At 71.8% G+C, this 15,567-nt stretch carries 6 protein-coding genes; all 6 read right to left on the bottom strand.

The window, feature by feature from the left end:
- Positions 1-15: 15 nt before the first annotated feature.
- Positions 16-1,830, bottom strand: a complete 1,815-nt coding sequence (locus VVD47_RS07165; RefSeq protein WP_327602718.1) for an extracellular solute-binding protein — start codon at positions 1,828-1,830, stop codon at positions 16-18.
- Between the two features lie 87 nt (positions 1,831-1,917).
- Entirely contained in the window at positions 1,918-3,462 is a 1,545-nt protein-coding gene (locus VVD47_RS07160) for an eCIS core domain-containing protein (RefSeq protein ID WP_327602717.1), read from the bottom strand.
- 28 nt (positions 3,463-3,490) lie between these two features.
- Positions 3,491-4,363, bottom strand: a complete 873-nt coding sequence (locus VVD47_RS07155) for a hypothetical protein (RefSeq protein ID WP_327602716.1) — start codon at positions 4,361-4,363, stop codon at positions 3,491-3,493.
- Positions 4,364-4,367: 4 nt separating this feature from the next.
- Positions 4,368-9,350, bottom strand: coding sequence for an eCIS core domain-containing protein (locus tag VVD47_RS07150; RefSeq protein WP_327602715.1), 4,983 nt, complete (start codon positions 9,348-9,350; stop codon positions 4,368-4,370).
- 1 nt (position 9,351) lies between these two features.
- Positions 9,352-10,419 (bottom strand): hypothetical protein, encoded by a 1,068-nt coding sequence (locus VVD47_RS07145; protein WP_327602714.1) that lies wholly within the window; start codon positions 10,417-10,419, stop codon positions 9,352-9,354.
- 200 nt (positions 10,420-10,619) lie between these two features.
- On the bottom strand, positions 10,620-15,557 hold the full coding sequence (locus tag VVD47_RS07140; protein WP_327602713.1) for an eCIS core domain-containing protein: 4,938 nt from the start codon (positions 15,555-15,557) through the stop codon (positions 10,620-10,622).
- Positions 15,558-15,567 lie beyond the last annotated feature (10 nt).

The following is a 15,567-nucleotide window of genomic DNA, read 5'->3' as shown; positions in this document are numbered from 1 at the left end:
AGTCAGGGTGGTGGATCACGGCTTGCGCCACCAGGTGGCGAGCAGCCAGGACTCGGCCTGGTAGTAGCGCGGCGCGACGGTGGGGCGATCGAACTTGTTGGCGCGGTAGGCCACGCGGAAGCTGCCGGAATACCAGTGCGGCACCGTGTAGTGGCCGTGGCGCAGCACCCGGTCCAGCGCGCGCAGGCGGGCGACGAGTTCCGGCCGCGTGGTCGATGACACCGCGAGGTCGACCAGGCGGTCCACCGCCGGGTCGCGCAGCCCCATGAGGTTGCTGCTGCCCTCCGTTTCCGCTGCGCGCGAGGTGAAGCGGTCCTGCAGTTCGGCGCCCGGCGCCTCGCTGCCCAGCAGGCGCAGGCTGGTCATGTCGAAGTCGAAGACGTCCAGGCGCTTCTGCAGCAGTGCGAAGTCGACCACCCGGTACTCGGTGCGGAAACCCAGCTTGGCCAGCGTCTGCACGTAGGGCGTGACGATGCGCGCGAGGCCGCCACCGCTGTCGAGGATCTCGATGGTGAACACTTCGCCCTTCGCGTTGCGCAAGGCCCCGTCGCGATAGGTCCAGCCGGCATCCGCCAGCAGCTTGCGCGCCTCGCGCAGGTTGCCCCGCAGGCTGTCGGGGGGCGTCGTCACCGGCGGCAGGGGCACAGGCTGGGTGAACACTTCCGGCGCCAGCTTGTCGCGCAGCGGCTCCAGCACCGCGAGCTCATCCGGCGTCGGCAGGTCTTTCGACTCGAAGTCGCTGGCGTTGAAGAAGCCGCGGACCCGCGTGTAGCTGTTGTAGAAGAACTGGCGGTTCATCCACTCGTAGTCGAGTGCCAGCCCGATGGCGCGGCGCACACGCGGGTCGGCGAAACGTGCGCGGCGGGTGTTGATGAGGTAGCCCTGGAAGTCGCCGGCGTTGCCCGTCTGCAACTCTTCACGGACCAGTTCGCCACGGTCGAACTTCTTGCCGCGATAGACGCGCGCCCACTCCCTCGCGGAGAACACCTGCACGTAGTCGAACTCGCCGGCCATGAAGGCCTCGGTCTGCGCGGTGCTGTCCTTGTAGACCTTGTAGGTCACGCGGTCGAAGTTGTAGAGCCCGCGGCGTACCGGCAGGTCACGGCCCCAGTAGCTGGCGTCGCGCTGGTAGGTGATGTCGCGGCCGAAGTCCACCCGGCCCACCTTGTAGGGGCCGCTGCTTACCGGCTGCTCCATGACGATCTGGTCGAAAGGCTTGCCGCCGCCCCACTTGCGCGAGAACACCGGAATGCCGCCTGCCACAAGCGGGGCTTCCGCATTCGGCCGGTTGAACACGAAGCGCACGGTGCGCGCGTCCACCACGGTCACCTGCTTGATGTCGGCATACACCGAGCGGAACACCGGTGCCGCCTGCTTGCTGACCAGCATGTCGTAGCTGTGCTTCACGTCCGCTGCCTGCACCGGCGAGCCGTCGTTGAAGCGCGCTTCCGCGCGCAGGCGGAAGGTGGCCGACAGCCTGTCGGGCGCGACCGTCACGTCTTCCGCCAGCAGGCCGTAGCCGGTGGTGGGCTCGTCGAGGCTGCCGGTCAGCAGGCTCTCGAACATCAGGCCGGTGAGCCCGGGCGGCGCCGTACCCTTCAGCGTGAAAGGGTTGTACTTGTCGAACTGGGTGATCCGGGTCGGCGCCACCAGTTGCACCTCGCCGCCCTTGGGGGCCTGCGGGTTGGCCCACTCGAAATGCGTGAAGCCGGCGGGGTACTTGATGTCGCCGAACTGGGAATAGGCATGCGCCGCGAAGGCGGAGGGCGCGCCTGCTGCGCAGAGGAGCAGGGCAAGGAACCGGGTGATTCGGTTGAGGCAGCGCGGCATCGTGTCGTGTCGGCCTGTCGTGGGCGAATTCAGGCCCATCCTAACCCGGCCCGTTGCAGGATGGACAGATGATGCGGCGCGGGGTTCTCAGATGGCGTTGATGGTCGAGCTGGCGGTCCGCACGAAACGCACGACCACCCGGCGGTTGGCCTGCATGGCGCCGGGTGAGCGGACGTCGCTGCCGGGTGCGTTGGCGGTCGTCTCGCCGCCAGCCGTGGGGGTGTCGATACGGTCGGCGGCGATGCCTTGCGCCTGCAGCAGGGCGACGACCGATCCGGCGCGTCGCAGCGACAGCCCGGCATTGTCGCCACTGTTGCCGCGGAAGTCGGCGAAGCCGCTGACCTCGATGCGGCAATCCGGGTAGCGGTCCATGTAGTCGCGCGCGCCCGCCAGCTTGGCAGCCTCCGCGGCGCTCACGGTGTCGCTGGCGGTGTCGAAGTAGACGATCAGGTTCTCGTGCGAGAAGTAGCCGCGGAAGCGGTCCATGGCCTCGCCGAAGGCCGGCGACGACGACGTGGCAGCCCGTGCGTAGTCGCTGCCGATGGCGCCGCCGCGGATCTGGAAGCCCCATTCCAGCGCGCCGTAGTCGACCTGGTTGTCCACGCCGCGGGCGAAGGTCTGGAAGTCGAAATCGCAATCGAAACTCATGCTGGGCGTGTCCAGCAGCGTGGCCTCGTGCGTGTCGGTCGGGGAACGCAGCCAGCCGTAGTCGCCATAGGCGCCGGCCGTCGGGTTGGTCGAATCCGGTTCCTGGTAGCTCGGCTCCACGCTGGAGGATTGCGGATGCACGGCGGGGTCGTAGAACGCATCGACGAACCAGCCGCGTGCTGCTGTTCCGGCCCCCGTGGTCATGGTGTCGGCGCGCGCCGCTTCTTCACCCCGGTTGATGGTCGACCAGTCGGCGGGGTTGCCGTTGGCGGCCGTCCTGCGGTCCGTGACGTTGGCCAGTTGCACCATGCCGATCCGGGTGGAATAAGGGCCGAAGGGATCGGGAAAGAAACCGAGGCTCACGTCCATCGCCGGATTGCCGTTCAGCGTCGTCGTGCTCATGTCGTAGCTGAACACGCCGAGCAGGGAGTTCGCCGCGTCATGCTGGTCGCATTGCAGCGTCTGCGGCTCGCCGCGCTGCTGGGCCACATGGGTCAGCTCGTGCGAAAGCAACCGGTCGCCTTCCTGGGTGTCCGGGGCATAGCGGTTGCCGGCGAAGAAGATGTCGCGGCCGACGGTCACGGCCTTGGCGCCCAGGCGGTCGGCGAAGCGCTGGGCGCGTGCGTCGGTATGCACCCGCACCTGCGTGGCGGGCGCGCCCATGCGGCCGGCGCGTTCGGCCCAGCTGTCGGGCAGGCGCTCGCCGTTGCCGGCTTGTGCCGCGACGCTGCGCGAGAGCTCCCGCGACAGCGGATTGCTGTCCACGGCCCCTTCGGCTGGCCGGTGCTCGCGTCGTCCGGCGCTGTCGTGGGCCTCGCGTTCGGCCGCTTCATTGCGGGGCAGGACCTGGCGGGGCAGGGCTTGGCGGGGAGGCGCCGGCTGGCCGGCTTGCAGATAGCGCGGAAGCCCGTTGCGGGAGCCGGAGGAACCGCCCTGTCCGGCGTTGCGGGCCTGGCGCGCCCTGCGCGGTGTGACGAATCTCATCGGAAGCCTCCTTCACGCGACGACATCGCTACTGCACCGGCAGGAAATCCTGGCCACATGACGGGCAGCTGACCACCAGCCCCGGGCTGCGGCGGGCGGCCGGATGCCTGGCCGCGAAGTACAGCAGGTCGCACAGGAAGAAGCAGCCCAGTGGCATGGCCGCCACGTCCAGCGCCCCCTGCGCATCCCGTCTGCCCAGCCAGTTCGCCATGCCAACGATGCTGCGCCAGGCCGGGCCCGTCGGCAGCAGGTCGAGCGGCAGCAGTTCCCCGGTGTCCGCTTCCCGCGTTCCGGCCAGCAGGTCCTGGAGGGATGCCGCGTTCTCTTCGCCGTGCGTGCCGGGGAAGATCCCGTAGCGCAGCGGTTGCTCTCCGGCGGCGCGTGGATAGCTGACCCACAGACAGCGTGCCAGGGGCACGCTGCCTCCCGCCCCGGAGGCCGTGTGCGCGACGGTCGGCATGGGTGTGGCGGTGCAGGGGGGCAGCAGCAACTGCTGTGCGTCCAGGCGCTGCCAGGCCGGCAGACCGAGCGACAGCCAGTAATGGGCGAGGCCCAGGCTTGCCGACAGGCCGCAATGCGGGCAGTCGGCAGCGATCTGTCCATGCAGGGGCCACTGCTCGTACAGCTCATGGCGCAACTGCAGGAGTGCCGGCCTCGTCACGGGATCGTCCAGCATCTGCAGCACGAGTGTCTCGCCCGCGTAGGCCCCATCGATCGCGGCGATGAACGCCTGGCATTCGAGCATGAGGCTCACCCGCAGCTGCCACGGCGTGCGCCGTTCCGGTGGCAGCAGGTGCGGCAATACGCCGATGGCCGGAGGTTGCCGCAGGCGCAGCTGCCAGGTGCGCGAGCCGGGCAGCACCCGTTCTTCGGTGAAGGCAGGCGCGAGGTGGTCGGTCATGGCGTCAGGGGGCGGGCGGACGGTCCGCCTCCAGCTCACGACGGGTGACCGGGGCGAAGCTGCCGTTGCGCAGGTAGCGCGGCGCGGTGCCGAAGCGGCCGACCGCGGCGCGGTTGATCGGGATGACTTCGGTCTCGCGGAAGCCACCGGTCATGAGGTCGTGGTCCTCGCGGGTACGGCCGGTATGTCCGACGATGACCAGGACGTCGGTATTGACCGGTGCGTAGCCGCGGCCGACCACGAAGGTGGTGCCGCCGAGCACCTTGTACAGGCCGGGCACGGCGTCGTCGGCGTTGGCCGGCAGGCTGAGGTTGGGCACGAGTTGCAGGCGGTTGGTGACGGTGGACAGGTGCACGTCCAGGTCTTCCAGTTCGCCTTCGGCCATCGCCGCATTCTCCGAACCGGAGAGCGCACGCGTGGGAGAGGACTCGAACAGCGGTGCCAGGGTCGCCACTTCGCGCTCGCGTATCGGCGCGGCGTTGCTTTCCAGTTCGCCCAGGAAGTACAGGCCGTGAATCGCCCGGCGCTGGCTGATCGCGCTCTGCACGCGACGCTGCACCGCCGGCGCATCCGACACGACGGCGTTGCCGGTCAGCAGTTCGTTGAGGGTGCCCTGCAGTCCGCGTTCGGCGATCTCCAGCCGCAACAGGTAGCGGGCCAGCCCGCTGTCCGACTCCACGTGCCGGCGGTAGTCGACGGCAAGGGTGGTGGAGCTGCGCACGAGTCCCGCGGCGGTATACGGATGGCTGGGGGCGGAATCCAGCATGGCCTGGTAGGCGACGAGGTACTGGTCCACCGTGGCTGCAGGGTCGGCGCTGGTCACGGTGCCGATGCAGGTGCCGGTCAGGGCTTCCAGGCCACTGCGGCGCACGGTCTGCCAGCGGGACGACAGCAGGCTCAGGTTGGTCTCGTAGGCGCCGCGCCCGGGCGAGCCTTCCGGCAGCATCGACGCGGAGCGCAGGCCCAGCGTCGACGGGTCCAGGCGGTAGCGGGCATTGCGGAGCATCTGCTCGATCTGGATCTGGCTGTCGCGAAGGTCTTCCCAGTCCGGCTCGTCGTCGCCGGCTTCCTCCTCGTATTCGCCGATGGCATCACGCAGCGATTCCCACTGCGGCATGGCGTTGATCTCCTCGACCGACATGGTGGCCATCGACAGGCCCGTGTCCATGGTGGCGAAGCGGCTCAGGGCGTTCTCGCGCGACAACCGGTCGGCGTCGCTGCTGCCGCCCTCGCGGGCCTGCCTGCGCATGCGCAGGAACTGGTCGCGCAACTGGTCGAGCTCGAACAGCCCGGCGTAGTCGGTGCGCGCGCTGGTGTAGGCGGTGGAGAAGGCATCCAGCACCTCTACCTCCTTGGCATCCAGTCCGCGGGTGTAGGTGGCGATGTCGGTGCTCGCCGCGGTGCGCAGCGCGGCGGGGTCGTGGGCACCCAGTCCGCGCAGTTCCTCGTCGGAGCGCGCGGACAGGCTGCGTGCGCCCACCAGGCCGTCGTACTCGGCCATCAGGCGACGCAGGCTCTGCGTCGTGCCGGTCACCTCGGAGGGCAGGAAGGCGCTGGCGCGCTCGACGGCGTCGAACACACCGGCCGCCTCCAGGCCCATCATGATCGGCTCGGTCAGCAGGGTGACGCCGAAGCCGGCGGCGACCACGTAGGGGTTGCCGGAACGCATCATCGCGTTGCCGATGACCATCAGCCCCAGCGTCAGCGCATTGCGCATGACGGACTGCGTGATGGCGACCGTGTTCGCTTCGTGGCTGCCGTGCTCGGTGGCGACGGTGTGCGCGATGTCGAGCGCCGACAGCAGCACGAACTCGCCGGGATGGACGTGGATGCCGCGCGCCATCCGCAGGCCAAGCGAAATGCCGAGTGCATTGTGGGCGGTGCCGGTGACGGTCTCCGCGGCGCTGGCGCGGCCTTCCTCGGCTTTCTCCAGCAGTTCGCCCTCGGAGCGGATGGTCTGCACCACCATCAATGCGCCCAGGCCACGCCCGACGCCCTCGGTCACGCCGCGCACGCGATCGGCGGCGGTGCGCGGCGGGGCGGACACCGTGACGCGGCTTTCCACCAGGCGCCCGGTTCCCGGTTCGCGCGAGAACATCGCCTCGCCCTGGTTGACCGGGCGCAGCAGCGCCTCCATCTCGCGCTGGTTGTACACCAGCTCTTCGCGGAGGGTGACGCGGCTGGCCTCCGGCGCCGTCTCCAGCATCTGCCGCAGCAGGGCCTGGGTGTCCTGCAGGTCGGCCAGCATCTGCGTGCGCAGCACCGCATTGCCGGCATCGCTGGCGAGGCGGGCACGCGCCCCGTCCATGCGCGTGCGCAGTTCGATGTAGCGGCGCGTGCTGGCGTCGGCCGCGCTGTCCGACAGGCGCATGATCACCATCGCGCCTTCGTTGAGCATCGGCGTCGCGGTGGTGGCCTCGGGTGCGAACGTGCCGAGTTCCGGCGAGGCCATGGCCGTGCGCAGCGTGGCCTCGGCGGTCGCCAGGGCGGCGGGCGTGCCGGCCGCCGGGTCCGGCGCGACGGCGGGCCGGCTGGTGTCGTCGGGGCCACGCCACAACTCGCGGCTCATGATCTCCAGGTAGGCGTTGCGCGCCGTCTCCAGTTGCCGGTGCGCGGTGGTCAGGCTGTCGAGCCGCGCCGTGCGGTCGGCGACCAGCGCCGCGCTGTCGGCACGCGACAGGCCGCGCGCGCTGCGTGCCCGCTGGCGTGCGATTTCCGCGTCGAGGAAGCGCAGCGCCTGTTCCGAGTTGCTGAGGATCGCGTCGGTGGGACGCGCGCCTTCGTAGGGCAGGCCGGCCGCGCCCTCGATGACGGCGCCGCTGGCGCTCATCGCCTCGATGACGCGCAGGTCGCGGCCCGAGGTGGCCAGCATGGTCTCGAAGCCCAGCGCGCGCAGGAACCACACCATGCCCGGATTCACCAGGCTGCGTGCCAGCGGATTGCCGGGGTCGCCCAGCACCGACACCATCACCGCGTTGGCGGCCGCCGGGCTGCCGGCGGCGCGGCCGCGCGCCTGCACTTCGCGCAGGTTCTGCATCAGCTGGATGAAGGCCGTCAGCTGGCCCACGCCCACCACGTGCGGCGCACCGCCGGCCACCCAGCCGGACTGCATGTGGTGGGTCATGTTCCAGACCTGGAAACGTGCGGCGTGCCCCAGCCGCGCCAGCTCCGCCTCGAAGCTGCTGCGCGCGCCGCCGGAGGCGTCACGCACGATGCGCCCCCGTGCATCGCGCGGCACGCGGCCGATGTCGTCGGTGCGCGCATCCGGCACCACCATCAGGCGGTTACCGCCGGGCAGGTCGATGATGTAGCTGGACGATGCGGCGTCGATGTCGGCATCCGGCACGCGCGCGGTGGGGTCGCTGGCGCTGGCACGCTGCTGGCGGTCGAGGTGGCGGCCCAGCGCCGGGTCGCCCACGTCGGTGATCGCCGGGCCGCCCGGTGGAGCGGGCCGCCGCAGGCCGCTGAGCAGCGGGTCGGTGGTCGCCGTGCCGGGCACGGCGATGCTGCCCATCGGCGCCGACACGGCCACCAGGGCGCCGCGTTCCGGCACCAGCAGGTCGATGCTCGTGGGGTTGTTGCGCAGGCGCGTCAGGGCCTGGTCCACGTGCGCCTGGCGGGCGGTGGCGAACTGGGCCTCGCGCAACGCGGGGTCCGCGATCTCGGCACCCGGCCCGGCGTCCCAGGTGCTGCGCCGCGCATCGAATTCGGCCGCGGCGCGACGTTGCACGCCGGCCGCCTGTTCGCGCGCGATGTCGGCCAGCAGCGTCTGGAAGCGGGGGTCGGCGAACTGCAGGGCATTGACGCGCAGGGAGCCGATGTCGAAGCGGCCGGCCAGGCGCGGCAGCAGCGCGGTGTGGTCGGCGTGCAGGTGGGTGATCAGCACCTCCACGATCGGCCGGTTGCCGATGATCGAGGCCGCGCGCTCCACGATGGCGTCCGCCAGGACGCTGCCGCCCTCCTGGCCCACGCCGGCGTCGATGAGCCGCACGCCGTCCGGCGTTTCGAGAATGGTCAGGGCGCCGGCACCCACCGCCAGATGGTGGTACTGGGTGGTGATGACGTAGGCATCGGTGACGCTGACGGCTTCCAGCGTCACGCCACCGGCCGACACCGGGCGGGTGGCGGGCAGCGGTGCGCCCAGTACGCGGTCGGCGGAACCGGGCAGGCCGGCCGCCGGATCGGTCGATGCAGGCGCCAGTGGCGGCGTGTTCGTCGTGGCCGGGGCGGGCGAGGGGCATTCGCCGCCGGCTTCGGCGTCCGGGTCGTAGTCCAGCGCGCTGCGGGGGATGGCGTACAGCACGATGCCGGTGCTGGAGCTCACCGGCTGGCTCAGTATCACGCGTTCGTCCGGCCGGGCCGGTGCGCCGTCCACCCGCGGGGACGAGACGACGACCTCCGTCTCCACCGTGGTGGGCGCGGCGGGGCAGCTCATGGGCTCGATGCTGCTGAGCGGTGGCGGCTGCTCGCAGACCGGTCCGTCCTCGCCTTGCAGGAAAGCCTGGCCGGCGCTGCGTTGCTGCAGCACGTGCGCGGTTTCGTGCGCCAGGGTGGGCAGGTCGCCTGCCTGTTCGCGGCTCCCCAGCCAGATGCCGTTGCCATAGGCGAAGGCCGGCTGTTTCAGCGCGCGGGTGGTCGCGGCGGACGCGGCGTCGTCATGCAGGCGGATGTCGCCGAGGTCGGTCCCGAAGCTGTGCTCCAGGTACGTGCGCGCCGCCGCGGGCAGGCCCTTGCCGTTGCCGCCGCCTTCGCCCGGCGCCGCGGCAGCAGAGGTGCCCGTCACGGCGGGCGCCTGTTCCTGGGCCTGCCGCGCCTGCTGTTCGAGATCCGTCGCCGTGGCCCCGGACACGCCGGCGTCTGCCGCGGTGCGCATGCCCAGGTAGCGTGGCAGGCCGGGCGCCACCGTTTTCCTGGCGGTGTCGCCGGTGTCGCCGGTGTCCGGCGCGGCGGGCGAGTGGCCGTGCTCGCGGCCATGAGTGCGGCGCATGTCAGTGCGGCGGCGTGGCGACGGGTGGGGCCTTGCCTTGCGCCTGGTCGAGCAGCGCCTGGCTGATGCGGGTGACGGCCTGCGGCCCGAGGCGGGCCTTCAGTGCTTCCATCTGCGTGACCACGAACTGCTCCATGGCCGCGGCCTTCAGTGCGCGGGCGATGCCGATGCCCAGCGACAGGATGCGATAGGCCTCGATGGCTTCGTCACGCGCCTCCCAGGTTCTGGCGGCGAAGCCCAGCGCGGCGGCGAAGCCCAGGCCGTTGCCGTGGCGGGCGAAGCCTGCGGCACTCTGCAAGGCCTGCTGCAGGCACTGCTGGAATTCGCCGCGTGCCATGTCGCTGCGGGCCAGCGACAGCCGGCACAGTGGCGACCACTTGTCGCCGAGATGCGCCGTGTCGATGGCGGTCGCCTCCTCCAGGAGCGCGCGTGCGTCCTCATCCTGGCCCAGCATGGTCAGCATGCTGGCGCAGGCGATGTTCATCTGCACCAGCTCGGGCCACACGGCCAGCCCCTGCAGCAGGCGGCGTGCCTCGTCCAGCCGGCCGTGGGCATCCAGCGGCTTGCGCGCGGCGATCGCCAGGAAGCCGAGTGCCTGCAGGGCCTGCAGGCGGTCTTCGAGCTGCTGCGGTTGCAGGCGTCGAAGCACGCCGGCGAAGCGGGCGGGCAGGGCCGGGGGAAGCGCTGCGCCCGCCTGTTGTTGTCCCGACTCCAGCATCCATTCGGCCTCGGCCAGCGACAGGTGGGCCAGCAGCCAGTCGTCGCTGGTCAGCGCCTGGGCGTCGGCCGTGTCGAGTGCCGCCTTTGCGTCGGCGAAGCGTTGCAACCGCGTCAGCACGCGGGCCTGGGTCGCGGCGCGGTAGGCGCGGGCGCGCAGGCTTGCAGGCGCCAGCTTCGCCAGGCGGGCCAGCGCGTCGTCCAGCGCCAGGCGGCGCATCGCGCAGGCCGCGCCGCGCACGGCGAGCATCTCCGCGGCTTCGCTTTCGCCCAGCGTCTGCGCCAGCGTCGTGGCGTCGGCGAGCCAGCCTTCCACCGGGTCCGGCCAGTCCATGAAGACGGGGTAGAACATGGCTGCGCGGTACAGGGCGGCGAGGTGCGCCGGGGCGTCGGCGTCGCGGTGGGCGCGGGTGAGGGCGACGTCCCCGATCAGACGTTCGGCGTGCCTGCGTGCTTCGTCGGCCGTGGAGTGATCGCGGCCGGCCGCCGCCCGTGTGCCGGGGCCAGGTGGTTGAGGCAGACGAGTGGGTCGGAGGGGGTGGGGGCGATTCTTCACACGTTCTCCATGGCGCTGTCTTCGTCCGCGGGGGCATCCGCTGCGCCGGGGGCTGTAGCGTCCATGCCGGCGTCGTGCGCACCCGCGATCGCCAGCAGCGCCTGCTGGCGGGCCTGTTCGAGTTCGTCGCCGATCAGCGCGGCTTCGTTGCTGAGGTGTTCAAGACGCGAATGTGCCATGTCGGCAGGCTGCCCGACGAGCGAAGCCGCTTCCGCCGCGATGCGGTCCAGCCGGCCGCGCCGGTCGCCCTGGCCGGCGCGGAAATCCGCGCTGGCCCCGCTGGCGGTCGCGGCGGTCTCCGGTGCCAGCGCACCGCTCTGCGCGGCGACGCCGGCCAGTTCGGTGGCGCTGTCGGCATCCGCGCGGCGGACTGCGGCCAGCATGCCGCGCAGCGGGGCGAGGTGGGCATCCTGCAGGCGCTCGGTGTCGTCGGTGGCGGCGTCCTCCGCGGCGGGAGCAGGGGCGGGGGCCGTGGCGCTGGCGGCATCACTCGCGCCGGCGTCCGGACTGCCGTCGGTGCCTTCGCCCACCTCGGCGGCATAGGCGAAGTAGCCGGCGTGCTGGGTGCCGAATTCCTGCACGTAGGCCTTGCCGGCGGCTTCCTCGCCGGCCAGCGCCTGGTCGTGGTCCATCAGTGCGTCCAGCAGCGTCTGGGCCTCTTCCTGCGCGGAGCCGGCTTCCGCGATGTTGGCGTCGGCGCGCTCCATCGTCGCCGCGGTGTCCTCCATCCCGGTGGCCGCGCGCTCGCCTTCCTCGCCGAGGCCATCGCCGGTTTCCGCCAGCGACCCGTCACGCGCCGTGATGTCCTCGCCGCCAGCGTTCAGTTCGGCTTCGATCTCGTCCAGCCCCAGCACCTGGTTGATCATGTTGGTGATGAACTCGCCGATGGCCTGCATCACCTGGTTGACCTTGCGCCGCACGAGGTTGACGGCGGGGCGGATCAGCTCTTCCCACAAGGCACCGGCGGTGGCGTCCCAGGCGCGCTCCAGCCAGCCCTTCGATTCCGGTTCCTCGGCCTTGGGTTCCACCGAAGTGGCGTCGCCCTCGCTGCGGGTGTTCTCGCCTTCCGACTGGCCGCGTTCGCCTTCGGAGGACGCGTGCTCGCCCTCGGCGGCCATCTCGGCCTGCGCACCACTGGCCTGGCCCAGCTTGTCCTGCTGGTCGGTCACGTCGGCCTGTTCGGACTCGACGTGGCCGCTGCGGGTCTCGTGGCTGTCGTGCAGGCCTTCGGCCGTCTCGCGGGCGGCCTCGTTGTCCGCCTGCGATTGCACGGCGGCCTGCAGGTAGGCCTGCACCGCCTCGATGGCCGCGGCGACGGAGGCGCGCTGCTCCGAAATACCGGCGAGCGATTCCGGGCTGTAGGCGACCGGCGAGGGCGGCGCTTCCGGCACCTTGGCCATCGCCTCGTCCGGCGTGGGGGACGGCGCCTCCGCGGCGGTTGCCGGCGCGGCGGTGTCCGTCGCGGGTGGGCTGGCAGGCGTGGCAGATGCCGCCGCCGCGCCGGGTGAAGCAGCCGGTGCGGCCGCAGTGGCGGTGACCACCGAGCGGCCCATGCGCTGGTAGAGCGAGTCGACGAAGCGATCCACCGCATTGCCGGCGGCAGGGGTGGCACCGGCAGCGGCGCCGGCACCGCTCGCCGCGTCGGTGGCGGGGTCGTCGCCGTACATGCCGGCCAGGTAGCGCGGCACCGTGCGCGCGGCTTCGCGCGGCGCGGCGCGGCCCAGGTTGCGTCCCACTTCGCCGGGCAGGCCCAGGCGCCCGTTCAGGTCGAAGATGCTGCGGTCGATCTCGCGTGCCCAGTCGCCTTCATGGCCCAGTTCGAGGTGGGGGTTGAACAGGCGCCGCTCCCCGCCGGTCGCGTCGCGCGGGTTGACCCAGGCGCCTGTGCTGCCCTGGTCGCGCAGTTCGCGCCGGAAGGCATCGCTCTCGAAGAAGCCGACGTCGCTGACGCCCGCCACGTTGCCGCCACGTACCCACTGCTCCGTCACCTCGGTGAGGTTCCTCGCGGCGCGCGTGCTGCCCGGGCGTGCCCCCGGCACCCGCACCGCGCCGATGTTGGCGCGGCCGCTGGGCAGGCGCGTGTAGGCGTTGGGGCCGCTGTCCGGGTAGGCGACGCGCAGGAAGTTGTTGTCGGCGGCGGTGGCACCGCTGCCCAGCGCATCGTCGTAGAAGCGCGTGTCGTTCACCATCTGCATGAAGCGCGGATCGCGATGGATCTCGGGCGCCATCTGTGCGGGGATGGTGTGGTGCGCGGTCTTGGGGACGGTGCCGGGCACGCCGCCGACGTTGACGTCGGTGCCCGTGTGGATCTGCCGTAGCGCGCGCATCTCGTCGTCGGTCCAGCGACCACGGATGAAGGGGCTGTCGTTGACCAGGCGGGCCAGCTCGGCGTCCGACGCGTTCGGGTAGGTGGCGCGGATGTTCTGTATCTCGGCGAACTCGCGACGGCGCATGTCGTACAGCACGTCGGCGTCCACGCGGTCGAAGTTGTACGTCCCGGGGCCGCCGTCCAGCGCGAAGTCGCCACGCTGCAGCGGCGCGCCGTTCGGCGTGCGTGCGGCACCGCCGCCGGGCAGGGTGACCGGGCTGGCGTGCTCGATGCCGAACTCGCGCTCCAGGGTGGCGCGCACGTTGGCGATGTTCGGGTCCGTCTGCAACGTGGCCAGCCGGTTGCGCATGGCCGCGCCCCGTTCAAGGTAGTGGGCGCGCTCTATCGGCTCGCCGATCATCTCCGCCACACGCCGGTTGCGTTCGTGGAAGCCGCGGACGCGACGCCGGTAGAAGCCGGAAACCCGGCCACGTCCGGCGGCGAGGCGGTCGAAGTGGCCGGCCACGCGCCGCTCCAGGCTGCTGGAGGCGCGGTTCGCCCCGCGGATCAGTCGCGTGCCACGCAGCCTGACGAGCCCGGAGCGCACGCGGGTGGAGGCGGCGGTACGCAGGGCGCGCATGCCGGCGCCGGTGCGTGCCACGCCGCCCAGTGCGGCGCGCCCCAGGCGGGTGGAGGCCACCGCGCCGTGCAGGGCACGCCCGGTCGCGCCGGCTGCCCGGCCGATCGGCGCGGCCACGCGGGCCAGCGCACTGCCCGCTGCGCGCCCGGCGCGGGTCTGGCTGAGCGCGCGGGCGGCGCCGGGCGCCACCGCCGTGGCTACCGCGATGCCGCTCATCACCGTCTGCATGGCATCGGATCTCACCAGGCCGAGCAGGCGACGTTTCTCTTCCGGGTCGGTGGCGTTCTTCAGGCGGTACAGGTTGTAGCCGGTGAGGAAGACGTTCAGCGCCAGCCCCACGATGTCCAGCACCAGGGCCGCGATGTCGCAGAAGCGCCCCACCGTCAGCAGGAAGGCGCCCACCGGTGGCACCAGCAGGCTCAGGATCGCACCGCTGACGGTGGCGACCAGGCCGATCATGCCGACCACGCCACCCAGCGACACGACGACTTCGCGGATCTGCGCGACTGTCTGCAGCCACGGCTCTTCGTTCTCGTAGCCGCGCGAGCCGTGGCTGAAGGCGTTGATCAGCGGCGACACGCCGGTGATGTTGCCGAGGAAGCTGCCCTCGGGTTCGACGACCTGCTGCTGGCTGAAGCCGCTGGCGGCATCCAGCAGGGGCTGCGTCGTGTCGGTGAGCGTGCTCAGCCCGGCCGGGTCCACGTTGCCGTTGAGGTAGGCGGCCACCTCCGTGTCGACCAGGCCCTGGTAGGCATCCGCCGGTGCGGAGGGCGCGCCGCCGGCAGACGTGCCGGTGGATGCTGCCGGGCGTGCCCGCCGGCCCCCGCCGCCACTGCTGCCGTCACGGCCACCCGGTGCGCCGCCAGCGGCGCCGGCCGCATCGTCGGCCCCCCCCTCGCCACTCTCGCCACCACCGCCGCCATCGTCACCGCCCCCACCGTCGTCTCCGCCGCCGTCCTGGCTCACGTCGTCGAGCGTGGCCTCGGTGCCGGGCTGGAGCTCCACCTCCTCGCTGCGGCTGCCGCCCGGCGTGCTCTCCAGCCGGCTCTCCATCTCGTCTTCCGAGAAGCCGAAGCTCTGCGGCGTGCGCGCCGCGCCGGCCTCTTCCTCGAACTGCATGGGTGCCTGCGCCTGGCTGGCCGGCCCGGCGGCAGCCGGTGCCTGCTGCAGCGCGTGGGCGGTCTCGTGGGCCATCAGCCCCAGGTCGTCGGCGGACGCCCGCGGGCCGAGCCAGATGTCCTGGCCCTGCGTGAAGGCGCGCGCACCGAAGCCGGCCGCCGTCTCGCGGGCACGCCGGCTGTCATGCACGCGGATGTCATCGAGGCGTGATGCCTGCTCGTCGCCGAGCACCGCCTCGATGTGCGGGCGGACGGCAGCTGCCAGGCGATGCCCGCTGTCGGGCGGCATCAGCCGCCTGGACGTCGCCGCGCGCGAAGCTGGCGCCGTGGTGCGGGATGGGCCGGTGCTGGCCGCGTGCGCATCGCGCCTGGTCACCGCCTGCGAAGGATCTGCTGCGCGCTCCGGTCCCTCTGCGTTGGCCGGTGTCGACGCAGCGCCATTGCTTCCATCGGCCGACGCATCTTCCTGTACGCCGGCATCCTTCTCTTCCCGCGAGGCTTCCAGCAACTCCACGGACGTTTCGTCGTCGGGCGTTTCCCCGGCCGCTTCTTCCAGATCCTCGCTGGCCGGCTGGCCGGCTTCCGCTTCTGCGCGCGGACTGGCGGAAATGCCGTTGCCATGCCTGCCGGCGTGGGTGGTCGCGGTGTCCGCGCCTTCCTGCACCTGTTCGGCGAGGCTGTCGGCCTCCTCCTCCGCGAGTTGCCTTGGTGCATCCTCCAGGCCACGCTCCGGTGCCTGCAGGAAGCGCGGCACACCCCGCACGGTCGCGTTGCCTGCGACGGCGGATGTGGATTCCGGGCGGTCGGGCGCCGGCTCCCGCGCCAGGCGCTTGCGGGTGACCGGGGCCGCGTAGTGGCGCTCGCTCATGGGCCGGGCC

The organism is Uliginosibacterium sp. H1, from assembly GCF_036017065.1.
Taxonomy (GTDB): domain Bacteria; phylum Pseudomonadota; class Gammaproteobacteria; order Burkholderiales; family Rhodocyclaceae; genus Uliginosibacterium.
Note: the sequence above shows the minus strand (reverse complement) of the source record. Positions and strands in the feature narration are given on the sequence as shown.

Coding starts and splice junctions, on each gene's coding strand:
- VVD47_RS07165 (WP_327602718.1), bottom strand. CDS start 1,830: ATGCCGCGCTGCCTCAACCGAATCACCCGGTTCCTTGCCCTGCTCCTC.
- VVD47_RS07160 (WP_327602717.1), bottom strand. CDS start 3,462: ATGAGATTCGTCACACCGCGCAGGGCGCGCCAGGCCCGCAACGCCGGA.
- VVD47_RS07155 (WP_327602716.1), bottom strand. CDS start 4,363: ATGACCGACCACCTCGCGCCTGCCTTCACCGAAGAACGGGTGCTGCCC.
- VVD47_RS07150 (WP_327602715.1), bottom strand. CDS start 9,350: ATGCGCCGCACTCATGGCCGCGAGCACGGCCACTCGCCCGCCGCGCCG.
- VVD47_RS07145 (WP_327602714.1), bottom strand. CDS start 10,419: ATGTTCTACCCCGTCTTCATGGACTGGCCGGACCCGGTGGAAGGCTGG.
- VVD47_RS07140 (WP_327602713.1), bottom strand. CDS start 15,557: ATGAGCGAGCGCCACTACGCGGCCCCGGTCACCCGCAAGCGCCTGGCG.